The sequence below is a fragment of the Streptomyces glomeratus genome, from assembly GCF_021462825.1.
Lineage (GTDB): Bacteria > Actinomycetota > Actinomycetes > Streptomycetales > Streptomycetaceae > Streptomyces > Streptomyces glomeratus.
The window spans coordinates 1-16,974 of sequence record NZ_JAKEEB010000009.1 but is presented as its reverse complement, the minus strand read 5'-3'; the positions used below and the strand labels follow the sequence as shown (position 1 = coordinate 16,974).

Here is a 16,974-nt window from a genome sequence, read left to right as displayed (position 1 = left end):
GAGGCGACGGACTGCACCCGGATCACTCGGCGGGGGTGGCCGCCGAATCCTGTTCCCTGCGGACCGGGCAGCCTCTCACACCGGGGACGGGACGGGTGCCGAGATCGGCGATGCGATAGCCGTTGGGGTAGCCCTTGATTTCCCAGTTCTGCCTCGCGAAGTGCGGAGCGCGGCGCGGCGGCATCAGACGGACGATACGGCCGCGGGCGCGGACCGCACGGCGCACCAGCGCACGCGTGACCGCACTCGGCGGCTCGTACCGGAAGGCACCGAGGAGTGAGTCGCCCAGCAGGGCGAGCGTCGTACGGCGGAGCAGGGGTGCGAGCGGGCTCGGATACCAGGAGGCCATCAGGTCCAAAGTGGCGTCGGACACCTGCCGGGCCGCCGGGTCCCAGGCGAAGTGGGCCGCCTCGTAGGCATCGAGGCAGGTTTCGAACTCCTCGAACGTCTCCGGAATGTCCTTGATGCCCATGTGCCGGCCCAGGGTGCGGTAGTGAACGGCGGAAGCGACGGCCTCGTGACGGGACAGTCTGCGCCATCCGTAGGCGTCGATCCACCGTTTGGGCATCACCACGAAGGTGCAGAGCACATACCGCATGTCGTCGTCGCTGATGTCGTAGCTTCGGTGCATCTGGTTGATGCGGCGGATGGCGGTCCGGCCCTCCTCGCTGTCGAAGCCGTACTCGACGACGGTGTCGAGGAGCAGCGAGGTGTCGTCGTATCTCTTCTGCGTACGATCTGTCAGCTCCGCGGTCTCGGCGAGCAGCCGGCCGATGGAGGGGACGGCGTACGTGCGGTAGAGGGCCAGCTCGAGGGCGCGCGTGTAGTCCCAGGGGAACTCGTAGGCGGCGCTGAGCCGATAGATCTCCGGCGCGTCCTTCTCGGGATCCAGGCGCCGGATCCGTTCGAGCCGCTCGAAGCGCTTCACCGTCCGTCCCCCTTCCGCCACCGCGTTCCAACTCTACGTGGAAGAGCGCGGGCGGCATGCGAACAAGAAGACCGCGGCGGCACGGGAGCGCGACGAGGCGCCATCGGCGGCCGCGCGCACGCCGCTCGGCCCGTCCACCGCCCGAGTCGGGTCGCACTCGACCGTTTCGCCCCGTTCCAGCCGGAGAACTGCGGTTCCTCGTGTGATTCGCACTCGTGACAACCGGCTGGCGGGCGCATTAGGGTGCGCCGACGAACGAACCCACAGGAGGACGGCATGGCCGGGACGGACGAGGACGCCGTCGCCGCCGAGGACGACGCGCTGTATGTGCTGACGGCGGCTCTGCTGACACCCGCGCAGTTCCCGAGCGTGCTCGGCGACGACTATCCGGCGGCCTGTGCGGCGCTCGACCTGCCGCCCGTGGCCGACGGGTACGGCCTCGTGCTCGGCCAGGACGGCGACGGTGCGCGCTGGACCGTGGTCATCGACGACGTGTCGCTGGTGGCCGTGGCTATCGCCTCCTGGGACTGCGGCATGGAGTACGAGCTGTCGCCGGACGAGCGCACGGTCGTCGCCGCACTGCCGGGGTGGCCCCTGGCGGTGGCCGTCGCGGCCCCGGGTCTGCCGGCGCCGCACGACCCAGCTCCCGGGCTCACCGACCGCGAGCCGCTCTCCCCGCCGGACACCCAAACCTGGGGTCCGGCGCAACGGCGCCTGGGGGCCGACGCGGTCGCGCTCCAGTGGTCGGTGTGGCGCGAGCAGCTCGGCGACGACTTCTTCGCATCCGCAGAGCCTGCGGTACCGGACGGGGAAGAGGCGGAGAACGCCGACGACAGCGGTGGCAAGAAGGCCGGCGCCGATATCCGCCGCGCCCTCGCGGAGGCACATGCCTACGTGGACACTCCCCCGCCGCTGGGCCGTGTCCGCTCCTCCTTCGCACCGGGCGACGCCCGCACCCTGCGCGCGGACGGGCCCGGCTGGTCCATGGTGGCCAGAACCGACGACATCGCCTTCTTGCTGCTCGACGGGAAGCCCGGCGAGGTGGTCCCCGTGGGCCGCGGCGCGAAGTTGCCCGGACTGCTCGAGGCGCTGGACAAGTTGGCGGTCCGCCCGGCCTGAGGGGCGGAACCGGAGACGGGGCGGAGGACGCCGTGGGCCGGCGCAACGCCGTGGCCTGGCGCAGAGCACCGGGCGCCGTGGCCGGGTCTGGGGCAGAGGACCGGGCACCACACGGTGGTCGCGCGTAGCACTGTCGACAAAGCGCAGCGCGACGGACAGAGCGCAGCGCGGCGGACGGGACATCCCCGTTGGCGCGAACGGTGGGAGATGCGTCCTCGGCCCCCACACGCCCGTCGGTCTCCATGTGGCCCGCGCCCATGGCCGAAGAGCTTCTGTGGTCGCAGCATGGGCAGCCGTTCCACTCCCGTCGTATCCCGGAGGCTTCCGTGCGCCTGTCCCGAAGCATCGCTCTCTGCGCCGCCGCTCTGCTGACCTCGGCTCTCACCGGCCCCGCGGCGGCCGCCGGCGGTGACCGCTGCGACCGGCAGGAGCGGGTGCGGGTACCGGGTGCGGCGCTCCAGCGGAGCGCCTGTCTGGACGATCTGACGACATCCGGGCTCGCGGGGACTCCGTACACGGACCTGGCCGACCAGGCCGGCCTGACCGCCAGGGAGACCCGCAATCCGTCGGGCGTTGCGGGACTGCAGATCGACGGGTACTTCCCGGACGACTCGTCCACCAACACCACGCACGGCTGGCGGCACGACGCCCAGTTCGTGATCCGGCTGCCCGACCGGTGGAACGGCGGCCTCGTCGTGACGGGAGCCCCCGGTACCCGCAAGCAGTACGCGACCGACACGGCGATCTCCGACCGGGTGCTCGCCCAGGGCTATGCGTATGCGGCGACCGACAAGGGCAACAGCGGGCCGGACTTCTACCGCGACGGGACCCGGCCCGGCGATGCCGTCGCCGAATGGAACCGGCGCACGACCCAGCTCACGCTCGCCGCGAAGCGTGTGGTGGCCGAGCGCTACGGGCGCGCTCCCCGGCGCACGTACATGACCGGCATCAGCAACGGCGGCTACCTCACGCGCTGGCAGCTGGAACACCACCCCGAGCTCTACGACGGCGGCGTGGACTGGGAGGGCGCGCTGTGGACGGTGGAGGGTCCGGGCCTCCTGACGTCACTGCCGGTGGCCGTGGCCCGCATACTTGGCTCGGCCCGGGACGAGGATCTGTACGCCGCGGGATACCCGCGTGGGTCGGAATTCCTGTGGCCGTACCACGAGAGGGCGTACTGGGGTGTCACCCAGAAGATCTACCGCGCCGAGTTCGACCCCTCGTACGACGCCGCGTGTCCCGGTCCGTCGGCCGGGTCGACGGCGGAGCAGATCCTTGCCCCCTGCCCCTCGGACGCGGCGTACGACTATGCGGCGCGGCCCGCGTCCGTGCGGCGCGCGGTGGCCCGTGTCGCGCTCACCGGGCGGATCGGCAGACCACTGATCACGCTGCACGGCGACCTGGATGTGCTGCTGCCCAAGGCCACGGACTCGGACGTGTACGCGCGCATGGTGCGGGAAAGCGGGCGAGGACCGCTGCACCGCTTCTACACCGTCCAGGGCGGTACCCACGTCGACGGGCTGTACGACTCCTTTCCCGATCGGCTGCGGCCGATCCTGCCCTGCTACCGCGCTGCCTTCGATGCGCTCACCGCGTGGGTGGAGCGGGGCGAGCGACCGCCCGCGGACCGTACCGTCGGCAGGCCCGCGGGTGGCGACGTGGTCGACTCCTGCGCCTTGGCGGGGCAGGCGGCGGACCGCTAGGGGGCTTGGATCAGCCCGGGTCCGCGGCGTCCCAAACGAAACCCCCTGGTCCTCAGCGGCCGAGTTCCTTGCGTGTCACCCGGCGCAGCCTGCGCCGCTGGGACGGGTCCAGGGTGAGGTACGCGGCCGTGGGGACTCCCACGATGATCAGGAGGACAGCCCACCAGGGGAGCCATATCCACAGGAGGAGTCCGACGAGCACTCCCCCCGTGGCGATCTTCGCGTTCTTCGACATGTGCCGCCTCCTTCGCGGTCAGTGCCGCTCTCTGCTGGGAGAACGGGTGCGTCCTGCGCGCGGTTCCCGGCCGTGACCCTGAGACGGCCCTGAGACGACCCTGAGGCGGATCCCTCACTCACCACTGAGAAACCCGCTCGCCCGTCCCTGACCGGCCCGCCCGGTCTCTGCAGGCCGCCGGGCCCGCCCGTCTCTGCAGGGCGCCGGGCCCGCTCATCTCTGCAGGGCGCCGGGCCCGCTCATCTCTGCAGGGCGCCGGGCCCGCTCATCTCTGCAGGGCCGCCCACCCCGTGACGGGACTGTTGGGTGTCCCGTGCAGGCTCCTGACAGGTCCACCTCGATCATCCACGACAGGCCCACTGGACGCACGCCCGCGCAGGTGTCGGGCGCGGTTCCCCAGGCCGGGCGTCGACCCGATCGACGGCCGACGCCTCGCGTTCACCCGGCCGTCGCGCGGTGTTCCGCATCGGGGCCAACTCTGGCCGCTGTCAACGAACTTGTGCCCCAGGAGGCCCCGATGTCCCCGCATGCAGCCGGTCGACGCCGTGTGCACCGCTCAGTCGCGGCGAGCGTACCGCTCGCAGTCCTGGCCGCCCTCGCGGTCACCGGCACCGCGAGCGCACACGGCGACCAGCCGGAGGTGACGCGCACCGCCACGCTCGGGGAGATCCCGTTGGGCGCGTTCAGCAACGCGTTGCTGCCCGGCACGGTGGGGGACGACCACGGCATCGACCTCGGCGGGATCGGCAGCGACATCTACCCGGCAGGCCGCAAGGGCGAGTTCTGGACCGTGACGGACCGGGGTCCGAACGGCCAGATCAAGGTGGACGGCAAGAAGCGCCGGACCTTCCCGGTGCCCGGTTTCGACCCGGCGATCGTGAAGATCCGCGTCTGCGGCAACAGCGTGAAGGTGCTCGCTGCGATCCCCCTCACCACCTCCTCCGGCAAGCCCGTCACCGGGCTGCCCAACCAGCGGGGCCGGGACGAGGCGCCGTACTCCTACGACGCGCAGAAGGCGCTCGCGTACAACCCGGACGGCCTCGACACCGAGGGTGTGGTGCGGGCCGAGGACGGCAGCTTCTGGCTCGTCGACGAGTACGGACCGTCGCTGATCCATGTCTCCGCACGTGGGGAGGTCCTCACGAGGTACGTGCCCAAGGGCCTGAACCTGACCGGCACCGACTACCCGGTTGTCGAGGCGCTGCCGTCCGTCCTTCTGCACCGGAAGGGCAACCGTGGCTTCGAAGGACTCGCCCAACTCCCCGACGGGGATCTGGTGATGGCCCTGCAGAGCCCGCTGTCCCTGCCCGACGGCACCGCGGGGGACGCCTCGCGCACCACACGTCTGCTGCGCTTCTCCCCGAGGAAGCGGGCCGTGACCGCGGAGTACGCGTACCGGTTCGACCCGGTGAACGTCGTGGACCCGAGCGAGGACGACACCTCGGAGCTGAGGATCTCCTCCGTGGTGGCCGTCGGAGGTGACAGGCTCCTCGTCGAGGAGCGCACCGACAAGGCGGCGCGGCTCCAGCTGGTCCGGCTCACGCGGAGCGCGGACATCCTGGGTGGCCCCTACGACGACGACACCACCTCCCCGTCCCTGGAGCAGTTGGAGGACCCGGCCGCCTCCGGCGTTCCGGTGCTGGACAAGCGACTGGTCGTCGATCTCGGCAAGGTCGAGGGCGTGCCCGGGAAGATCGAGGGCATCGCGCGCGTGGATCACCACACCCTCGCACTCGTCAACGACAACGACTTCGGGATGACGGACGGTTCGGGCGCGTTCGACGCGCAGGGCCGGCTGGTCGACAGCGGCATCGAGACGACGGTCGTGTACGTGCGGCTGCCGAAGGGGGTCTGAGCGCGTCGCCGTCCGCCACGCGCGTGTGCTCCGCACATCGGGCGCACGCGCGCGTGGCGTACGCGGCGGTTCCGCCGCTCACTACCGCCCCGGACGGCGCTTGGTCACGGCGTTGCCGCCACGTCCGCGAAAAGCGACTCGATGCCGCTCGGGACGGCGGTCGGAAAGCCGCTGGGCAGTGCGCTGGGGAACCCCGACGGCAGCGTGGTCGGCAGGCCCGAGGGCAGCCGTGAGGGCAGTGCGGTCGGAAATGCGGTCGGGATGCCCAGGGACGGAGCGGCCGACCGGCTCGTGCTCCCGGGACTCGGCTTCTCCTTCGGGGATCCGTCGCCGCTGTGCACCATCAGGACCAACGCGATGATCCCCAGCGCCACGATCACGGAGAGCACGAGGAAGAGGGCCGGGCGGCGCGGGCGGCCCGACGGCGGGTCCGGCGGCATCCCGTCACCGCCGCCCCACGACGACCGGCCGCCACCCCACGACGACCGGCCGCCACCCGACGACCCGTGACCGCCGCCGGGCGGCGGACCGTAGCCCCCGGGAGGGAAGCCATGTCCTCCGGGTGGCGGACCGGTTCGGTCGTCGTCCCAGGGCGGCGTGTCTTCCGGCGGGCCGGGTGGCATCGGCGGCATAGCCATACCGTCAAGAATCGCCCCCAACCCGCCATGATGCGACCCCTACCCGGCAGTTGATGCGGACTCATCTGACGGATCGCACGGTTCCGCGGCATTCCGTGCCGGGGCCGGCAGAGGAGGACGAGCCCCGGTGATCAGTCGCGGGCGCCGAGCAGATGGTCCATGGCCAGCTGGTCCAGGCGCTCGAAGGCCATTCCGCGCGCGGCGGCCGCCGCTACGTCGAACTCCTCGAAGGCACCGCGGTCCGCGAGCAGCGCCTGCAGCCCGTCCGCGGCGGTCGGCTGCGCCAGCTGGTCCAGGCGGGACGCGCGCAGGGCCTCCCGGACCTCGGGGTCCGCACGGAAGGCGGCCGAACGCTCCTTCAGGATCAGGTAGTTGCGCATGCACCCCGCCGCCGACGCCCACACGCCATCGAGGTCCTCGGTCCGCGGCGGCTTGAAGTCGAAGTGGCGCGGCCCGCTGTAACCGGCGCTCTCCAGGAGATCGACCAGCCAGAAAGCGGCCCGGAGATCGCCCGCTCCGAAGCGCAGGTCCTGGTCGTACTTGATGCCGGACTGGCCGTTGAGGTCGATGTGGAAGAGCTTGCCCGCCCACAGGGCCTGAGCGATGCCGTGCGGGAAGTTGAGCCCGGCCATCTGCTCGTGACCCACCTCGGGGTTGACGCCGTACAGCTCCGGGCGCTCCAGACGCTCGATGAAGGCAAGTGCATGACCGACCGTCGGCAGCAGAATGTCACCGCGCGGCTCGTTCGGCTTTGGTTCGATGGCGAAGCGCAGGTCGTAGCCCTGGGTGGTGACGTACTCACCGAGGAGGTCGAAGGCCTCCTTCATCCGGTCGAGTGCGACCCGCACATCCTTGGCAGCCCCGGACTCCGCGCCTTCCCGGCCGCCCCAGGCGACGTAGGTCCTGGCGCCGAGTTCCACCGCCAGGTCGATGTTGCGGATGGTCTTGCGCAGCGCGTAGCGGCGAACGTCGCGGTCGTTGGCGGTGAAGGCGCCGTCCTTGAAGACGGGGTGGGTGAAGAGGTTGGTGGTGGCCATCGGCACGGTCATCCCGGTCGTGTCGAGCGCCTGACGGAATCGCTTGATGTGCGCTTCGCGCTCGCTGTCCGGGGACCCGAAGGGGATCAGGTCGTCGTCGTGGAAGGTCACGCCGTAGGCCCCGAGCTCGGCGAGGCGCTGCACCGTCTCGACCGGGTCCAGGGCGCGCCTGGTGGCGTCGCCGAACGGGTCCCTTCCCCGCCAGCCGACGGTCCACAGGCCGAAGGTGAACCTGTCCTCGGGGGTGGGCTGGTGGCTCATGCCGCGGCTCCTTGCTCGCTGGGACTATTTCGTCATGGCGATTAACAAATTAGTATGCGGAGGCGTCTCTGGGAAGAGACGGTGTGTCCCCCTACGGGGACTGCGTACGGTGACAAGGGGCGGACCCGGGGCCGTCCCTGCCCCGGCACGCCCCGCCGGCAGGCCAAATCCCGCGAGCCGCGGAAGAGGGAGAGCCCGATGTCAGCAGCCGAGGGTCCGCTCGTCGTCGGGGTGGACTCATCCACCCAGTCCACCAAGGCCCTGGTCGTCGACGCATCGACCGGACGGGTGGTGGCGAGCGGTCAGGCACCGCACACCGTCTCGGCGGGGCCGGGCCGCGAAAGCGATCCCCGCCAGTGGTGGGAGGCCCTGTGCGAGGCCCTGGACCAGTGCGGAGAACCGGCTCACGAGGCCGCCGCCGTGTCGGTCGGCGGCCAGCAGCACGGTCTGGTCACCCTGGACGCACACGGCGACCCGGTGCGCCCGGCCCTGCTGTGGAACGACGTACGGTCCGCTCCGCAGGCCCGCCGGCTGGTCGAGGAGCTGGGCGGCCCCAAGGTCTGGGCAGAACGCACCGGAAGCGTCCCCGGCCCGTCCTTCACGGTCACGAAGTGGGCCTGGCTGGCCGAGCACGAGCCGGAGGCCGTCCGCGCGACGGCGGCCGTACGGCTGCCCCACGACTATCTGACCGAACGCCTCACCGGGCGGGGCACGACGGACCGTGGTGACGCGTCCGGCACGGGCTGGTGGGCATCGGCGACCGAGGCGTACGACGAGGAGATTCTCGCCCATGTGGGCCTGGACCCGGCCCTGCTGCCGCGCGTGGTCCGGCCCGGAGAAGTGGCGGGTACCGTGCGCGACACCCATGACCTGCCCTTTTCGAAGGGCACCCTGGTCGCCCCGGGCACCGGTGACAACGCCGCGGCCGCGCTGGGCCTCGGGCTGCGCCCCGGGACTGCGGTACTGAGCCTCGGCACCTCGGGCACGGTGTACGCCCTCTCGAAACGACGCCCCGCCGACCCGACCGGGACCGTGGCGGGCTTCGCGGACGCACACCGCGACTGGCTGCCGTTGGCCTGCACCCTGAACTGCACACTCGCCGTCGACCGGATCGCCACCCTGCTGGGCCTGGACCGTGAGGCCGTCGAGCCGGCTATGGGAGTGACACTGCTCCCCTACCTCGACGGCGAGCGCACCCCCGCCCTCCCGCATGCGTCGGGCCTGCTGCACGGCCTGCGCCACGACACGACCGCGGAGCAGCTGCTCCAGGCCGCCTACGACGGCGCCGTGCACTCCCTGCTCGGCGCTCTCGACCTGGTGCTCGACACGGATGTGGACGGCATGGCTCCGCTGCTGCTCATCGGTGGCGGCGCGCGGGGAGCGGCGTGGCAGGAGACCGTACGACGCCTCTCGGGGCGTCCCGTGCAGGTGCCCCAGGCCAGGGAACTCGTCGCCTTGGGCGCCGCCGCGCAGGCCGCCGGACTGCTGACCGGTGAGGACCCCGCCGCCGTCGCCCGGCGCTGGGACACCGCCCGTGGCCCGGTGTTGGAGGCCGTGGAGCGGGACGAGGCGACCCTGACCAGGATCGCCGGGGTACTCTCCGACGCGGCGCCGCTGCTGGAGCGGGAACCGGAACGGCACCGGCGGGATCCGAGGGAGGCATGACCGCACCACTGCACGAGACCCATCCGTCCGGCCCCGGCCGCCGGCTGCCCGACACCCAGCAGGGCATGCGCCGCCGCAATCTGGCGCGGGTCATGCACACCGTGAGCGCCGAGGGGCCCCTGTCGCGCGCCGCGGTCGCCTCACGGATCGGGCTGACCCGGGCGGCGGTCTCCACCCTGGTCGACGAGCTGATCAGGTCGGGGCTGCTCGAGGAGCTGGGGCCGGAACGTCCCGGCCGGGTGGGACGCCCGGGTTCCGCCCTGGCCGTCAGCGGACACGGCCCGGCGGGGATCGGCGCGGAGATCGGGGTGGACCACCTGGCGGTGTGCGCGGTGGATCTGCGGGGGATCGTACGGGCGCGGGCGGTGCGGCACGGCACGAACCGGGGCCGCTCCCCGCAGCCGGTGCTCGTCGAACTGACCGGCCTGGTGCGGCAGGTCGTCGCCGAGGCGGAGCGGGAAGGACTGTGGCCCGCGGGGCTGGCGGTCGCGGTGCCGGGTCTGGTGGCGCGCGACGCCCGGACCGTGGTCCGGGCCCCCAACCTCGACTGGCACGACGTCGACCTGGGCCCGCTCCTGCCGCCGGAACTGCCGCTGACCGTGGACAACGAGGCCAACTTCGGCTCTCTGGCGGAGCTCTGGCTCGGCGACGACACACCACGCGACTTCCTGCATGTCTCGGCGGAGATCGGCATCGGTGGCGCCGTCGTGGTGGACGGGCGGCTGCTGCGCGGCACCCGCGGTTTCGCGGGCGAGCTGGGCCATGTGCCCGTGCGCCCGGAGGGACCGCAGTGCGCGTGCGGCGGGCGCGGCTGTCTGGAGCAGTACGCCGGCGAGGAGGCGGTGCTGCGTGCGGCCGGGCTGTCACCCGGCGAGGACCGCGTGGCGCTGCTGGCCGAACTCGCCGCGCAGGGCGACCAGGACGTACGCCTTGCCCTGCGCGGCGCCGGGACCGCACTCGGCATCGCGCTGACCGGTGCGGTGAACCTGCTGGACCCGCAGGCCGTGGTGCTCGGCGGAGCGCTGGCCGCGCTCGCCCCGTGGCTCCGGCCCTCCCTGGAACGGGAGTTGGCGCGCCGAACGGCCGGACCGGCGTGTGCCGTGACCGTCTCACGGCTGGGTCCGGAAGGGCCGCTGCTGGGCGCCGCGCACTCGGTGGTGCGAGCGGTGCTCGACGATCCGGCGGCGGTGGCCGGGCGGAACTGAGGGGCCCCGAGCCGCCGCCCGGACCTCGATGACCGGACCTCGATGAATCGGGGCGCCCTCCCTCCAACGGGTGGCGGAGTTTTCCACAGTTCCCACGTTGTCCACCGAAGACACCGGGCTCCCCCGGAGCGACCGCCGGGCACCGTAACGTGATGCACGCAAGACGCAGCCGCCGGGCGGCGGTTGCGTGCGAGTCGAATCGGGGGGGTTCACATGACGGGCGAGACGGGTCACGTTTACGACGGCGACCGCACATGCGGGAGCCGCGCCGATCGGGCAATCACCGGGCGCACACGCGAGGCGACACGAGATCCACACCCGGACACGCGAAACGACGGCCGCGCCGGGGCGTTGAGTACACGAGACACGAGATCGATACATTTCGGAACTTCGGGTACGGAAGGCGCTCTCCTCATGAAACGAGTCGAGTCGCAGCAAGCCGGCTCCTTGACGAGCAGACGACGGTTGCTGAAGGGTGCGGCCCTCGCCGCGGTCCCCTATGTGCTGCTCCCGTCGGCTCCGGCGCGCGCCCGTCCCCGGACCGTCGACCACGCCCCCGCCGACTGGCTCTCGGCGGACTCCGCCAACTACACACCCGCGGACCGGCCCGCGAGCCAGCCGCTGGACCGTGTCGTCCTCCATGTGACGCAGGCGACCTACACCAGCACGCTCGGCATCTTCCAGAACCCGCGGAAGAAAGTGTCCGCGCACTACGTCGTCCGGTCGGCGGACGGGCACATCGCCCAGTGCGTCCGCGAGCACGACATCGCCTGGCACGCCGGCAACTGGGACTACAACACACGCAGCATCGGCATCGAGCACGAAGGGTGGGTGGAACGGCCCGGGTACTTCACGGACGCCCTGTACGAGGAGTCGGCCAGGCTCACGGCGGCCATCTGCACGCGGTACGGCATCCCCAGGGACAGAGCGCACATCATCGGGCACTACGAGGTCCCCGGGACGGACCACACCGATCCAGGGCCGAACTGGGACTGGGCTCGCTACATGAGACTTGTGAACCTCGCCTGACAGCCTGAGTCGGGGTCCGCGGTGGTTTCTTCCGTCTCGTTCGCGTGGATCGCTGTCCGGACGGTTGTCGGCGTCCCCGCCGGGAGTGACGATGTCCCCGACCACATCGCCGTCCCGGGAGGCCGCCTTGACCGATCCGTGGGTGGCCCTGGAGCCGGGGGCCGATCCCGTCGAGCGGGTGCGGGAGCTGCGCCGCGCCCATGAGTCGTTCACGGCGGCGGGGACGGTCGCGCGGAAGGTACGTCCGGTGGTGGCTGACTCGTGGCGGCGCTCGGCTCGGGCGGGCGTGGGGCCGGACGGCACCGCTCGCGTGGAGCTGTCCGACGGTGACCTCGGCTCCTACCGGGCGGAGCACCCGTTGGCACGCGTGATGCCGCTGATCCGCGAGTTGGTGGGCCCGTTCGCGGCGGACGGCGAGCATCTGCTGGCGGTGTGCGACGCGCAGGGAAGGCTGCTCTGGGTCGAGGGTGATCCGGCGACACGGCGGCGGGCCGACCGGATGAACTTCGTACCGGGGGCGCGCTGGGCGGAGTCGGCGGTGGGGACCAACGCACCGGGGACGGCCGTCGCGGTGGACCGGCCGGTGCAGGTGTTCGCGGCCGAGCACTTCATACGGCGCGTCCAGCCGTGGACGTGCGCGGCGGCGCCCGTGCACGATCCGCGGACCGGGCGGGTGCTCGGCGCGCTGGACATCACCGGTGGGGACGGGCTCGCGCACCCGCACAGTCTGGGGTTCGTCCAGGCGGTGGCGCGGGCGGCCGAGTCGCAGCTGGCGCTGCTGTCACCGGTCAGGGCCCCGGCGGACACGCTGGAGCTGACCGCGCTGGGCCGCGATGAGGCACGGCTGCGCACCCGCGGCCGGCAGATCCGGCTCAGCCGCCGCCACAGCGAGATCGTGATGCTGCTGGCCCGGCACCCCGAGGGGCTGAGCGGGGACGGGCTGCTGTGCGCGCTGTACGAGGACGAGTCGGTGACACCGGTGACGCTGCGCGCCGAGCTGGCACGCCTGCGCCGGATACTCGGCCCCGGTCTGCTGGCCTCACGCCCCTACCGGCTGACGGCCCCGGTCGACTCCGATGTCGCGGTGGTGGAGCGCCGGTTGGCGGCGGGGGCGTTCGCGGAAGCCGCGGCCGCGTACCCGGGACCCTTGCTGCCGGGTTCGCTGGCACCGGCGGTGGCGGTGCTGCGGCGAAGGCTGGCCGATGGGCTGCGGACGGCCCTCATCGCCCACCGCGACCCCGATCTGCTGGCGGACTGGGCTCACACACCGTGGGGAGAGGACGACCTCGACGTCTGGCGGGCGCTCGCGACGGTGCGGCCGACGGCGGCCGTACGGGCGCGGCTGGACGAGCTGGAGTCGGAGCTCGCGGCACCGGCGGGATGGGCGCGTCCGGCGGGACCCCGCTGAGGTGCCGGGAACTCGCTGAGGAGCCGGGCGGCAGCTCCCGGAGGTCCGGAGGGCGCGGCGCAACGTACTCGCAACGTCCGCGCGCCTAGCCTCGCGCCGAGAGCTGCCCAACGGCGGGCAGCGCCTTCCCGGGAGGCAGACCCGCATGACCCGTTACGCAGCGCCCGGCACCGAGGGCGCGATCGTCTCCTACCAGGCCCGCTACGACCACTTCATCGGCGGTGAGTACGTGCCGCCGGCCCGCGGCCAGTACTTCGAGAATCCGACGCCGGTGAACGGACAGCCGTTCACGGAGGTCGCCCGGGGCACCGCGGAGGACGTGGAGCGCGCGCTGGACGCGGCACACGCCGCCGCGCCCGCCTGGGGCCGTACGTCGGTGACCGAGCGCTCCGACATCCTCCGGAAGATCGCCGACCGGATGGAGGCCAATCTGGAGCGGCTCGCGGTGGCCGAGAGCTGGGAGAACGGCAAGCCCATCCGGGAGACCCTGGCCGCGGACATCCCGCTCGCCATCGACCACTTCCGCTACTTCGCGGGCGCGATCCGGGCGCAGGAGGGTTCGCTTGGCGAGGTCGACGACGACACCGTGGCGTACCACTTCCACGAGCCGCTCGGTGTGGTCGCGCAGATCATTCCCTGGAACTTCCCCATTCTCATGGCGACATGGAAGCTCGCGCCGGCCCTGGCGGCCGGCAACGCCGTCGTCCTCAAGCCGGCCGAGCAGACCCCGGCGTCCATCCACTACTGGCTGAGCCTGGTCGCCGACCTGCTGCCGCCGGGTGTGGTGAACATCGTGAACGGGTTCGGCGTGGAGGCGGGCAAGCCGCTGGCCTCCAGTCCGCGCGTCGCCAAGGTGGCATTCACGGGCGAGACCACGACAGGCCGGCTCATCATGCAGTACGCCTCCGAGAACATCACCCCGGTCACGCTGGAACTCGGCGGCAAGTCCCCGAACATCTTCTTCGACGACGTCTGGTCGGCGAACGACGACTTCCGCGACAAGGCGCTGGAAGGCTTCACGATGTTCGCGCTCAACCAGGGCGAGGTGTGCACGTGTCCCTCACGGGCCCTGGTGCAGCGAGGGCACTACGCCGAGTTCATGGAGGCGGCCGTCGCCCGCACCGAGCTGATCAGGACCGGGCACCCGCTGGACACGGACACGATGATCGGTGCCCAGGCCTCGAACGACCAGTTGGAGAAGATCCTCTCCTACCTGGACATCGGCAAGCAGGAAGGCGCGAAGGTCCTCACGGGCGGGGAACGCATCGAGCACGACGGCGAGTTGAAGGGCGGCTACTACGTCCAGCCGACGATCTTCGAGGGCGACAACCGGATGCGGATCTTCCAGGAGGAGATCTTCGGGCCGGTGGTGTCGGTGACGTCGTTCCACGACTTCGACGACGCCATCAAGATCGCCAACGACACGCTGTACGGGCTCGGGGCCGGGGTGTGGACTCGTGACGTCAACACCGCGTACCGCGCGGGCCGCGCCATCCAGGCAGGCCGCGTCTGGACCAACTGCTACCACGCGTACCCGGCCCACGCCGCGTTCGGCGGCTACAAGGGCTCGGGCATCGGCCGCGAGACCCACAAGATGATGCTGGAGCACTACCAGCAGACGAAGAATCTTCTGGTGTCGTACTCGCCGAAGAAGCTGGGCTTCTTCTAGGCCCGGAAGAGGGCGCCTGACCCGCGCAAGACACCCGCCAGGCGCCCTCCACGGCGCGCAGCTGCGCGCTCCGGAGGCCAGCCAGGATGTCAGCGGCCGGTGAAGACGGCGTCGCGGCGTTCGACGAAGGACTTGACGCCTTCGGCGGCGTCAGCGGAGGTCATGAGCCGGGCGAGGTCGGGCTTGAACTGGGCGATGGCCGCGGCGTCCCCTTGCTCGCGGGCCTGGTGGGCCGAGGCGAGGGCGGCGCGGACGCCGAGCGGTGCCGAGCGTTCACTGATGACACGTGCGATCTCCTTGGCCCGCTCGGTCGCCGCGGTCCCGTCGGGCAGGACTTCCTGGATCAGACCGATGCGGTGGGCCTCGGCGGCGTCGAACTCCTCGCCGGTCAGGATCCAGCGCATGGCGTTGCCCCATCCGGCTTCGCGGGGGAACCGGAAGGTGGCTCCGCCGAAGGGGTAGATCCCGCGGCGGACCTCGAGCTGGCTGAAGCGGGAGTCCCGGGCCGCGACGCGGATGTCGGCGGCCAGGAGCAGTTCGATGCCCGCGGTCATCACCCAGCCCTGCGCGGCCGCCACGAGGGGCTTGGACCACGTTCCGTCGCGCCGCCAGGGGTCGCGGCCGCCGGTCGGGATCTCGAAGCCTCCCGAGGCGAGGTCGCCGCCGACGTCCTGCATGTCCAGGCCGCCCGTGAAGTGGTCGCCGTGGCTGAACAGCACTCCGCACCACAGGTCGTCGTCCGATTCCAGCAGTCCGTAGGCGATCGACAGCTCGCTGATCATCTGCCGGGTGAAGGCGTTGCGCTTGGCCGGGCGGTTCAGGCCGATCAGCAGCACGTGTCCGTCCCGCTCGACCGTGACGGTGGGGACGTTCTCAGGCGTGGCGCTCATGGTTCCTCCAAGGTGCGTGTCGAGGCTCGGTGTGGCCCGGGGGCCGCTTCCTGGCGCTCGTGCCGGTCAGCACGGCGAGGGCACCTCCCGCGATCGCATCGGTCCGCGCAGCGCGGCGACCCACTCTTCGGGCCAGGGCGCGCTCCTGGCGCCACTGTGGTGGTTACGGTCGCTGTGCGCGGTCACATACCGGCGGCGCGCGGCCCGGCGCCGCGGCAGTCCCCGGAACTCCTCGCCCCACACCTCGAAGACGAAGGTCATCGAAGCGGTGCCGATCCGTGCCAGCTCCACGACCGTGCACACGTCCTGGCCGAAGAAGAGCGGTGACTCGAAGTCGACCTCGTAGTGGACGCGCGGTGCGACCGGGAAGTAGTCGTGAAGACCCACCTCGTCCATGAGAGAAGCCTCTGCCGCCTCCACGAATCGGACAACCGCGCTGTTGTGGTAGATGCCCCCCCGCATCGGTGTCGATCCACTCGACTCGCGTCCGGTGGACGCCGTACGGGTTCCGGGACTGGAGCGGGGTGTCTGCCACGATCACCTCCCGCCTCTTCCGCGAGATCCAGACCCAGGGCTACCCGGGACGAACCCCACAAGCGGTACGACGCTACCTCCGTCCGCTTCGCACCGGCCTCGGCTCGATCCGGTCGCCGGCCCCGGTACTCAAACCGCAACAGGTCACCAACTGGATCATGTGGACCCCGCAGCACCTGCGCGACGACGAAGAACGCCAGCTGGGTGAAGTACTCAGCCGATGCCCGGAGTTCACAGCCGCCCGCAGCCACGTGCATGCCTTCGCGCGCATGGTCTGCGACCTCGGCGGAAACAGCCTGCCGGCATGGACAGACGCCGTCCACGCTAACCACGTACAGATCACTCGCCTGCATTTGGCTGCTGGCAGCGTGGGCGCCGGCCCCTGCGGACAGGATGACCGAGCCGGCCAGGAGGCCGGAGAGGGTTGCAGAGGTGGTGGGGGTGGCTGGGGCTTGTCGAATTCCCTTGACTCAAGTCAGCAAGGGCGGTGGTCTGCAGGTCGTACGCCCTGATCTTGGTCGGCTACGCCACCAAGCGGGGTGTCATCCATGGACTAACCCGCAGGAACGGACTACCAGCCTGCTTCGCGAGTGCGGGTGATACCGGGACCCCGAAGTGGTTGGGGGCGCAGGCTCAGTCGGCCGTCGTGACTGCGTCCCTGATGAGTCGGTGAGCGGCCTCGTCGGTGCGGGCGGCGTCATGGGTCACCAAGCGGTCCTGGCACAGACCGCGCAGGCCGGACACGAGGAGCGTGGCCCCTGCCCGCGCCTGCTGCGGCGGGTGCCCCAGCCGGACGTA

The 16,974-nt window shown here is 71.5% G+C and carries 14 protein-coding genes and 1 pseudogene; 9 read left to right on the top strand and 6 right to left on the bottom strand.

The features are described 5' to 3' along the window. Positions 1–22: 22 nt before the first annotated feature. Positions 23–928, bottom strand: a complete 906-nt coding sequence (locus LZ604_RS12915; RefSeq protein ID WP_234515197.1) for an oxygenase MpaB family protein — start codon at positions 926–928, stop codon at positions 23–25. 276 nt (positions 929–1,204) lie between these two features. On the opposite strand from LZ604_RS12915, the gene LZ604_RS12910 reads away from it, so the two are divergent. Together LZ604_RS12910 and LZ604_RS12905 are read left to right on the top strand one after the other, a co-directional pair. Next, positions 1,205–2,047 (top strand): hypothetical protein, encoded by an 843-nt coding sequence (locus LZ604_RS12910; protein ID WP_234515196.1) that lies wholly within the window; start codon positions 1,205–1,207, stop codon positions 2,045–2,047. Between the two features lie 326 nt (positions 2,048–2,373). Continuing rightward, a complete protein-coding gene (locus LZ604_RS12905; protein ID WP_234515195.1) occupies positions 2,374–3,750 on the top strand; it encodes a tannase/feruloyl esterase family alpha/beta hydrolase in 1,377 nt (458 codons plus the stop codon). A gap of 52 nt (positions 3,751–3,802) precedes the next feature. Here LZ604_RS12905 and LZ604_RS12900 read toward each other — a convergent pair whose 3' ends face one another. Next, a complete protein-coding gene (locus tag LZ604_RS12900) occupies positions 3,803–3,985 on the bottom strand; it encodes a tail-anchor membrane protein (protein WP_234515194.1) in 183 nt (60 codons plus the stop codon). Positions 3,986–4,502: 517 nt separating this feature from the next. Between LZ604_RS12900 and LZ604_RS12895 the strand changes: the two genes are divergently transcribed. Next, positions 4,503–5,840, top strand: coding sequence for an esterase-like activity of phytase family protein (locus LZ604_RS12895; protein WP_234515193.1), 1,338 nt, complete (start codon positions 4,503–4,505; stop codon positions 5,838–5,840). A 104-nt stretch (positions 5,841–5,944) separates the two neighbouring features. On the opposite strand, the gene LZ604_RS12890 is transcribed toward LZ604_RS12895, so the two are convergent. Continuing rightward, on the bottom strand, positions 5,945–6,280 hold the full coding sequence (locus LZ604_RS12890; RefSeq protein ID WP_234515192.1) for a hypothetical protein: 336 nt from the start codon (positions 6,278–6,280) through the stop codon (positions 5,945–5,947). Between the two features lie 329 nt (positions 6,281–6,609). Then, positions 6,610–7,776, bottom strand: coding sequence for a xylose isomerase (xylA, locus tag LZ604_RS12885; protein ID WP_234515191.1), 1,167 nt, complete (start codon positions 7,774–7,776; stop codon positions 6,610–6,612). 198 nt (positions 7,777–7,974) lie between these two features. Between xylA and xylB the strand changes: the two genes are divergently transcribed. The 5 genes from xylB to adh all read left to right on the top strand — a co-directional run bounded on the left by xylB (position 7,975) and on the right by adh (position 14,752). Further along, positions 7,975–9,441 carry a xylulokinase gene (gene xylB, locus LZ604_RS12880; protein ID WP_234515190.1) on the top strand — a complete coding sequence of 489 codons (1,467 nt, stop codon included), beginning with the start codon at positions 7,975–7,977 and terminating at the stop codon, positions 9,439–9,441. After that, positions 9,438–10,646 carry an ROK family transcriptional regulator gene (locus LZ604_RS12875; protein WP_234515189.1) on the top strand — a complete coding sequence of 403 codons (1,209 nt, stop codon included), beginning with the start codon at positions 9,438–9,440 and terminating at the stop codon, positions 10,644–10,646. Before xylB ends, LZ604_RS12875 begins: the two co-directional genes overlap by 4 nt. A 414-nt stretch (positions 10,647–11,060) precedes the next feature. Further along, complete coding sequence (locus LZ604_RS12870; protein WP_234515188.1) at positions 11,061–11,675, top strand: N-acetylmuramoyl-L-alanine amidase; 615 nt, start codon at positions 11,061–11,063, stop codon at positions 11,673–11,675. A gap of 91 nt (positions 11,676–11,766) precedes the next feature. Continuing rightward, the gene (locus tag LZ604_RS12865) at positions 11,767–13,083 is read left to right on the top strand and encodes a GAF domain-containing protein (RefSeq protein WP_234515187.1); all 1,317 of its coding nucleotides are present in this window, start codon (positions 11,767–11,769) and stop codon (positions 13,081–13,083) included. Positions 13,084–13,228: 145 nt separating this feature from the next. Further along, positions 13,229–14,752, top strand: coding sequence for an aldehyde dehydrogenase (gene adh, locus LZ604_RS12860; RefSeq protein WP_234515186.1), 1,524 nt, complete (start codon positions 13,229–13,231; stop codon positions 14,750–14,752). An 89-nt stretch (positions 14,753–14,841) separates the two neighbouring features. Here the strand turns inward: adh and LZ604_RS12855 are convergent, their stop codons facing one another. Next, positions 14,842–15,642 (bottom strand): crotonase/enoyl-CoA hydratase family protein, encoded by an 801-nt coding sequence (locus LZ604_RS12855; protein WP_234515185.1) that lies wholly within the window; start codon positions 15,640–15,642, stop codon positions 14,842–14,844. A 66-nt stretch (positions 15,643–15,708) separates the two neighbouring features. Beyond that, positions 15,709–16,038, bottom strand: coding sequence for a hotdog domain-containing protein (locus tag LZ604_RS12850; RefSeq protein ID WP_234515184.1), 330 nt, complete (start codon positions 16,036–16,038; stop codon positions 15,709–15,711). Between the two features lie 71 nt (positions 16,039–16,109). Here LZ604_RS12850 and LZ604_RS36560 point away from each other — a divergent pair. Continuing rightward, positions 16,110–16,517 (top strand): annotated as a pseudogene (locus LZ604_RS36560) (ISL3 family transposase); the annotation flags it as partial. Positions 16,518–16,974: the final 457 nt, after the last annotated feature.

Excerpts from the sequence above, each read along its gene's own strand:
- LZ604_RS12865 (WP_234515187.1), top strand. The coding sequence starts at position 11,767 with ATGTCCCCGACCACATCGCCGTCCCGGGAGGCCGCCTTGACCGATCCG.
- LZ604_RS12875 (WP_234515189.1), top strand. The coding sequence starts at position 9,438 with ATGACCGCACCACTGCACGAGACCCATCCGTCCGGCCCCGGCCGCCGG.
- LZ604_RS12850 (WP_234515184.1), bottom strand. The coding sequence starts at position 16,038 with ATGGACGAGGTGGGTCTTCACGACTACTTCCCGGTCGCACCGCGCGTC.
- LZ604_RS12855 (WP_234515185.1), bottom strand. The coding sequence starts at position 15,642 with ATGAGCGCCACGCCTGAGAACGTCCCCACCGTCACGGTCGAGCGGGAC.
- LZ604_RS12870 (WP_234515188.1), top strand. The coding sequence starts at position 11,061 with ATGAAACGAGTCGAGTCGCAGCAAGCCGGCTCCTTGACGAGCAGACGA.
- xylA (WP_234515191.1), bottom strand. The coding sequence starts at position 7,776 with ATGAGCCACCAGCCCACCCCCGAGGACAGGTTCACCTTCGGCCTGTGG.
- LZ604_RS12910 (WP_234515196.1), top strand. The coding sequence starts at position 1,205 with ATGGCCGGGACGGACGAGGACGCCGTCGCCGCCGAGGACGACGCGCTG.
- LZ604_RS12895 (WP_234515193.1), top strand. The coding sequence starts at position 4,503 with ATGTCCCCGCATGCAGCCGGTCGACGCCGTGTGCACCGCTCAGTCGCG.
- adh (WP_234515186.1), top strand. The coding sequence starts at position 13,229 with ATGACCCGTTACGCAGCGCCCGGCACCGAGGGCGCGATCGTCTCCTAC.
- xylB (WP_234515190.1), top strand. The coding sequence starts at position 7,975 with ATGTCAGCAGCCGAGGGTCCGCTCGTCGTCGGGGTGGACTCATCCACC.
- LZ604_RS12890 (WP_234515192.1), bottom strand. The coding sequence starts at position 6,280 with ATGCCGCCGGACCCGCCGTCGGGCCGCCCGCGCCGCCCGGCCCTCTTC.
- LZ604_RS12900 (WP_234515194.1), bottom strand. The coding sequence starts at position 3,985 with ATGTCGAAGAACGCGAAGATCGCCACGGGGGGAGTGCTCGTCGGACTC.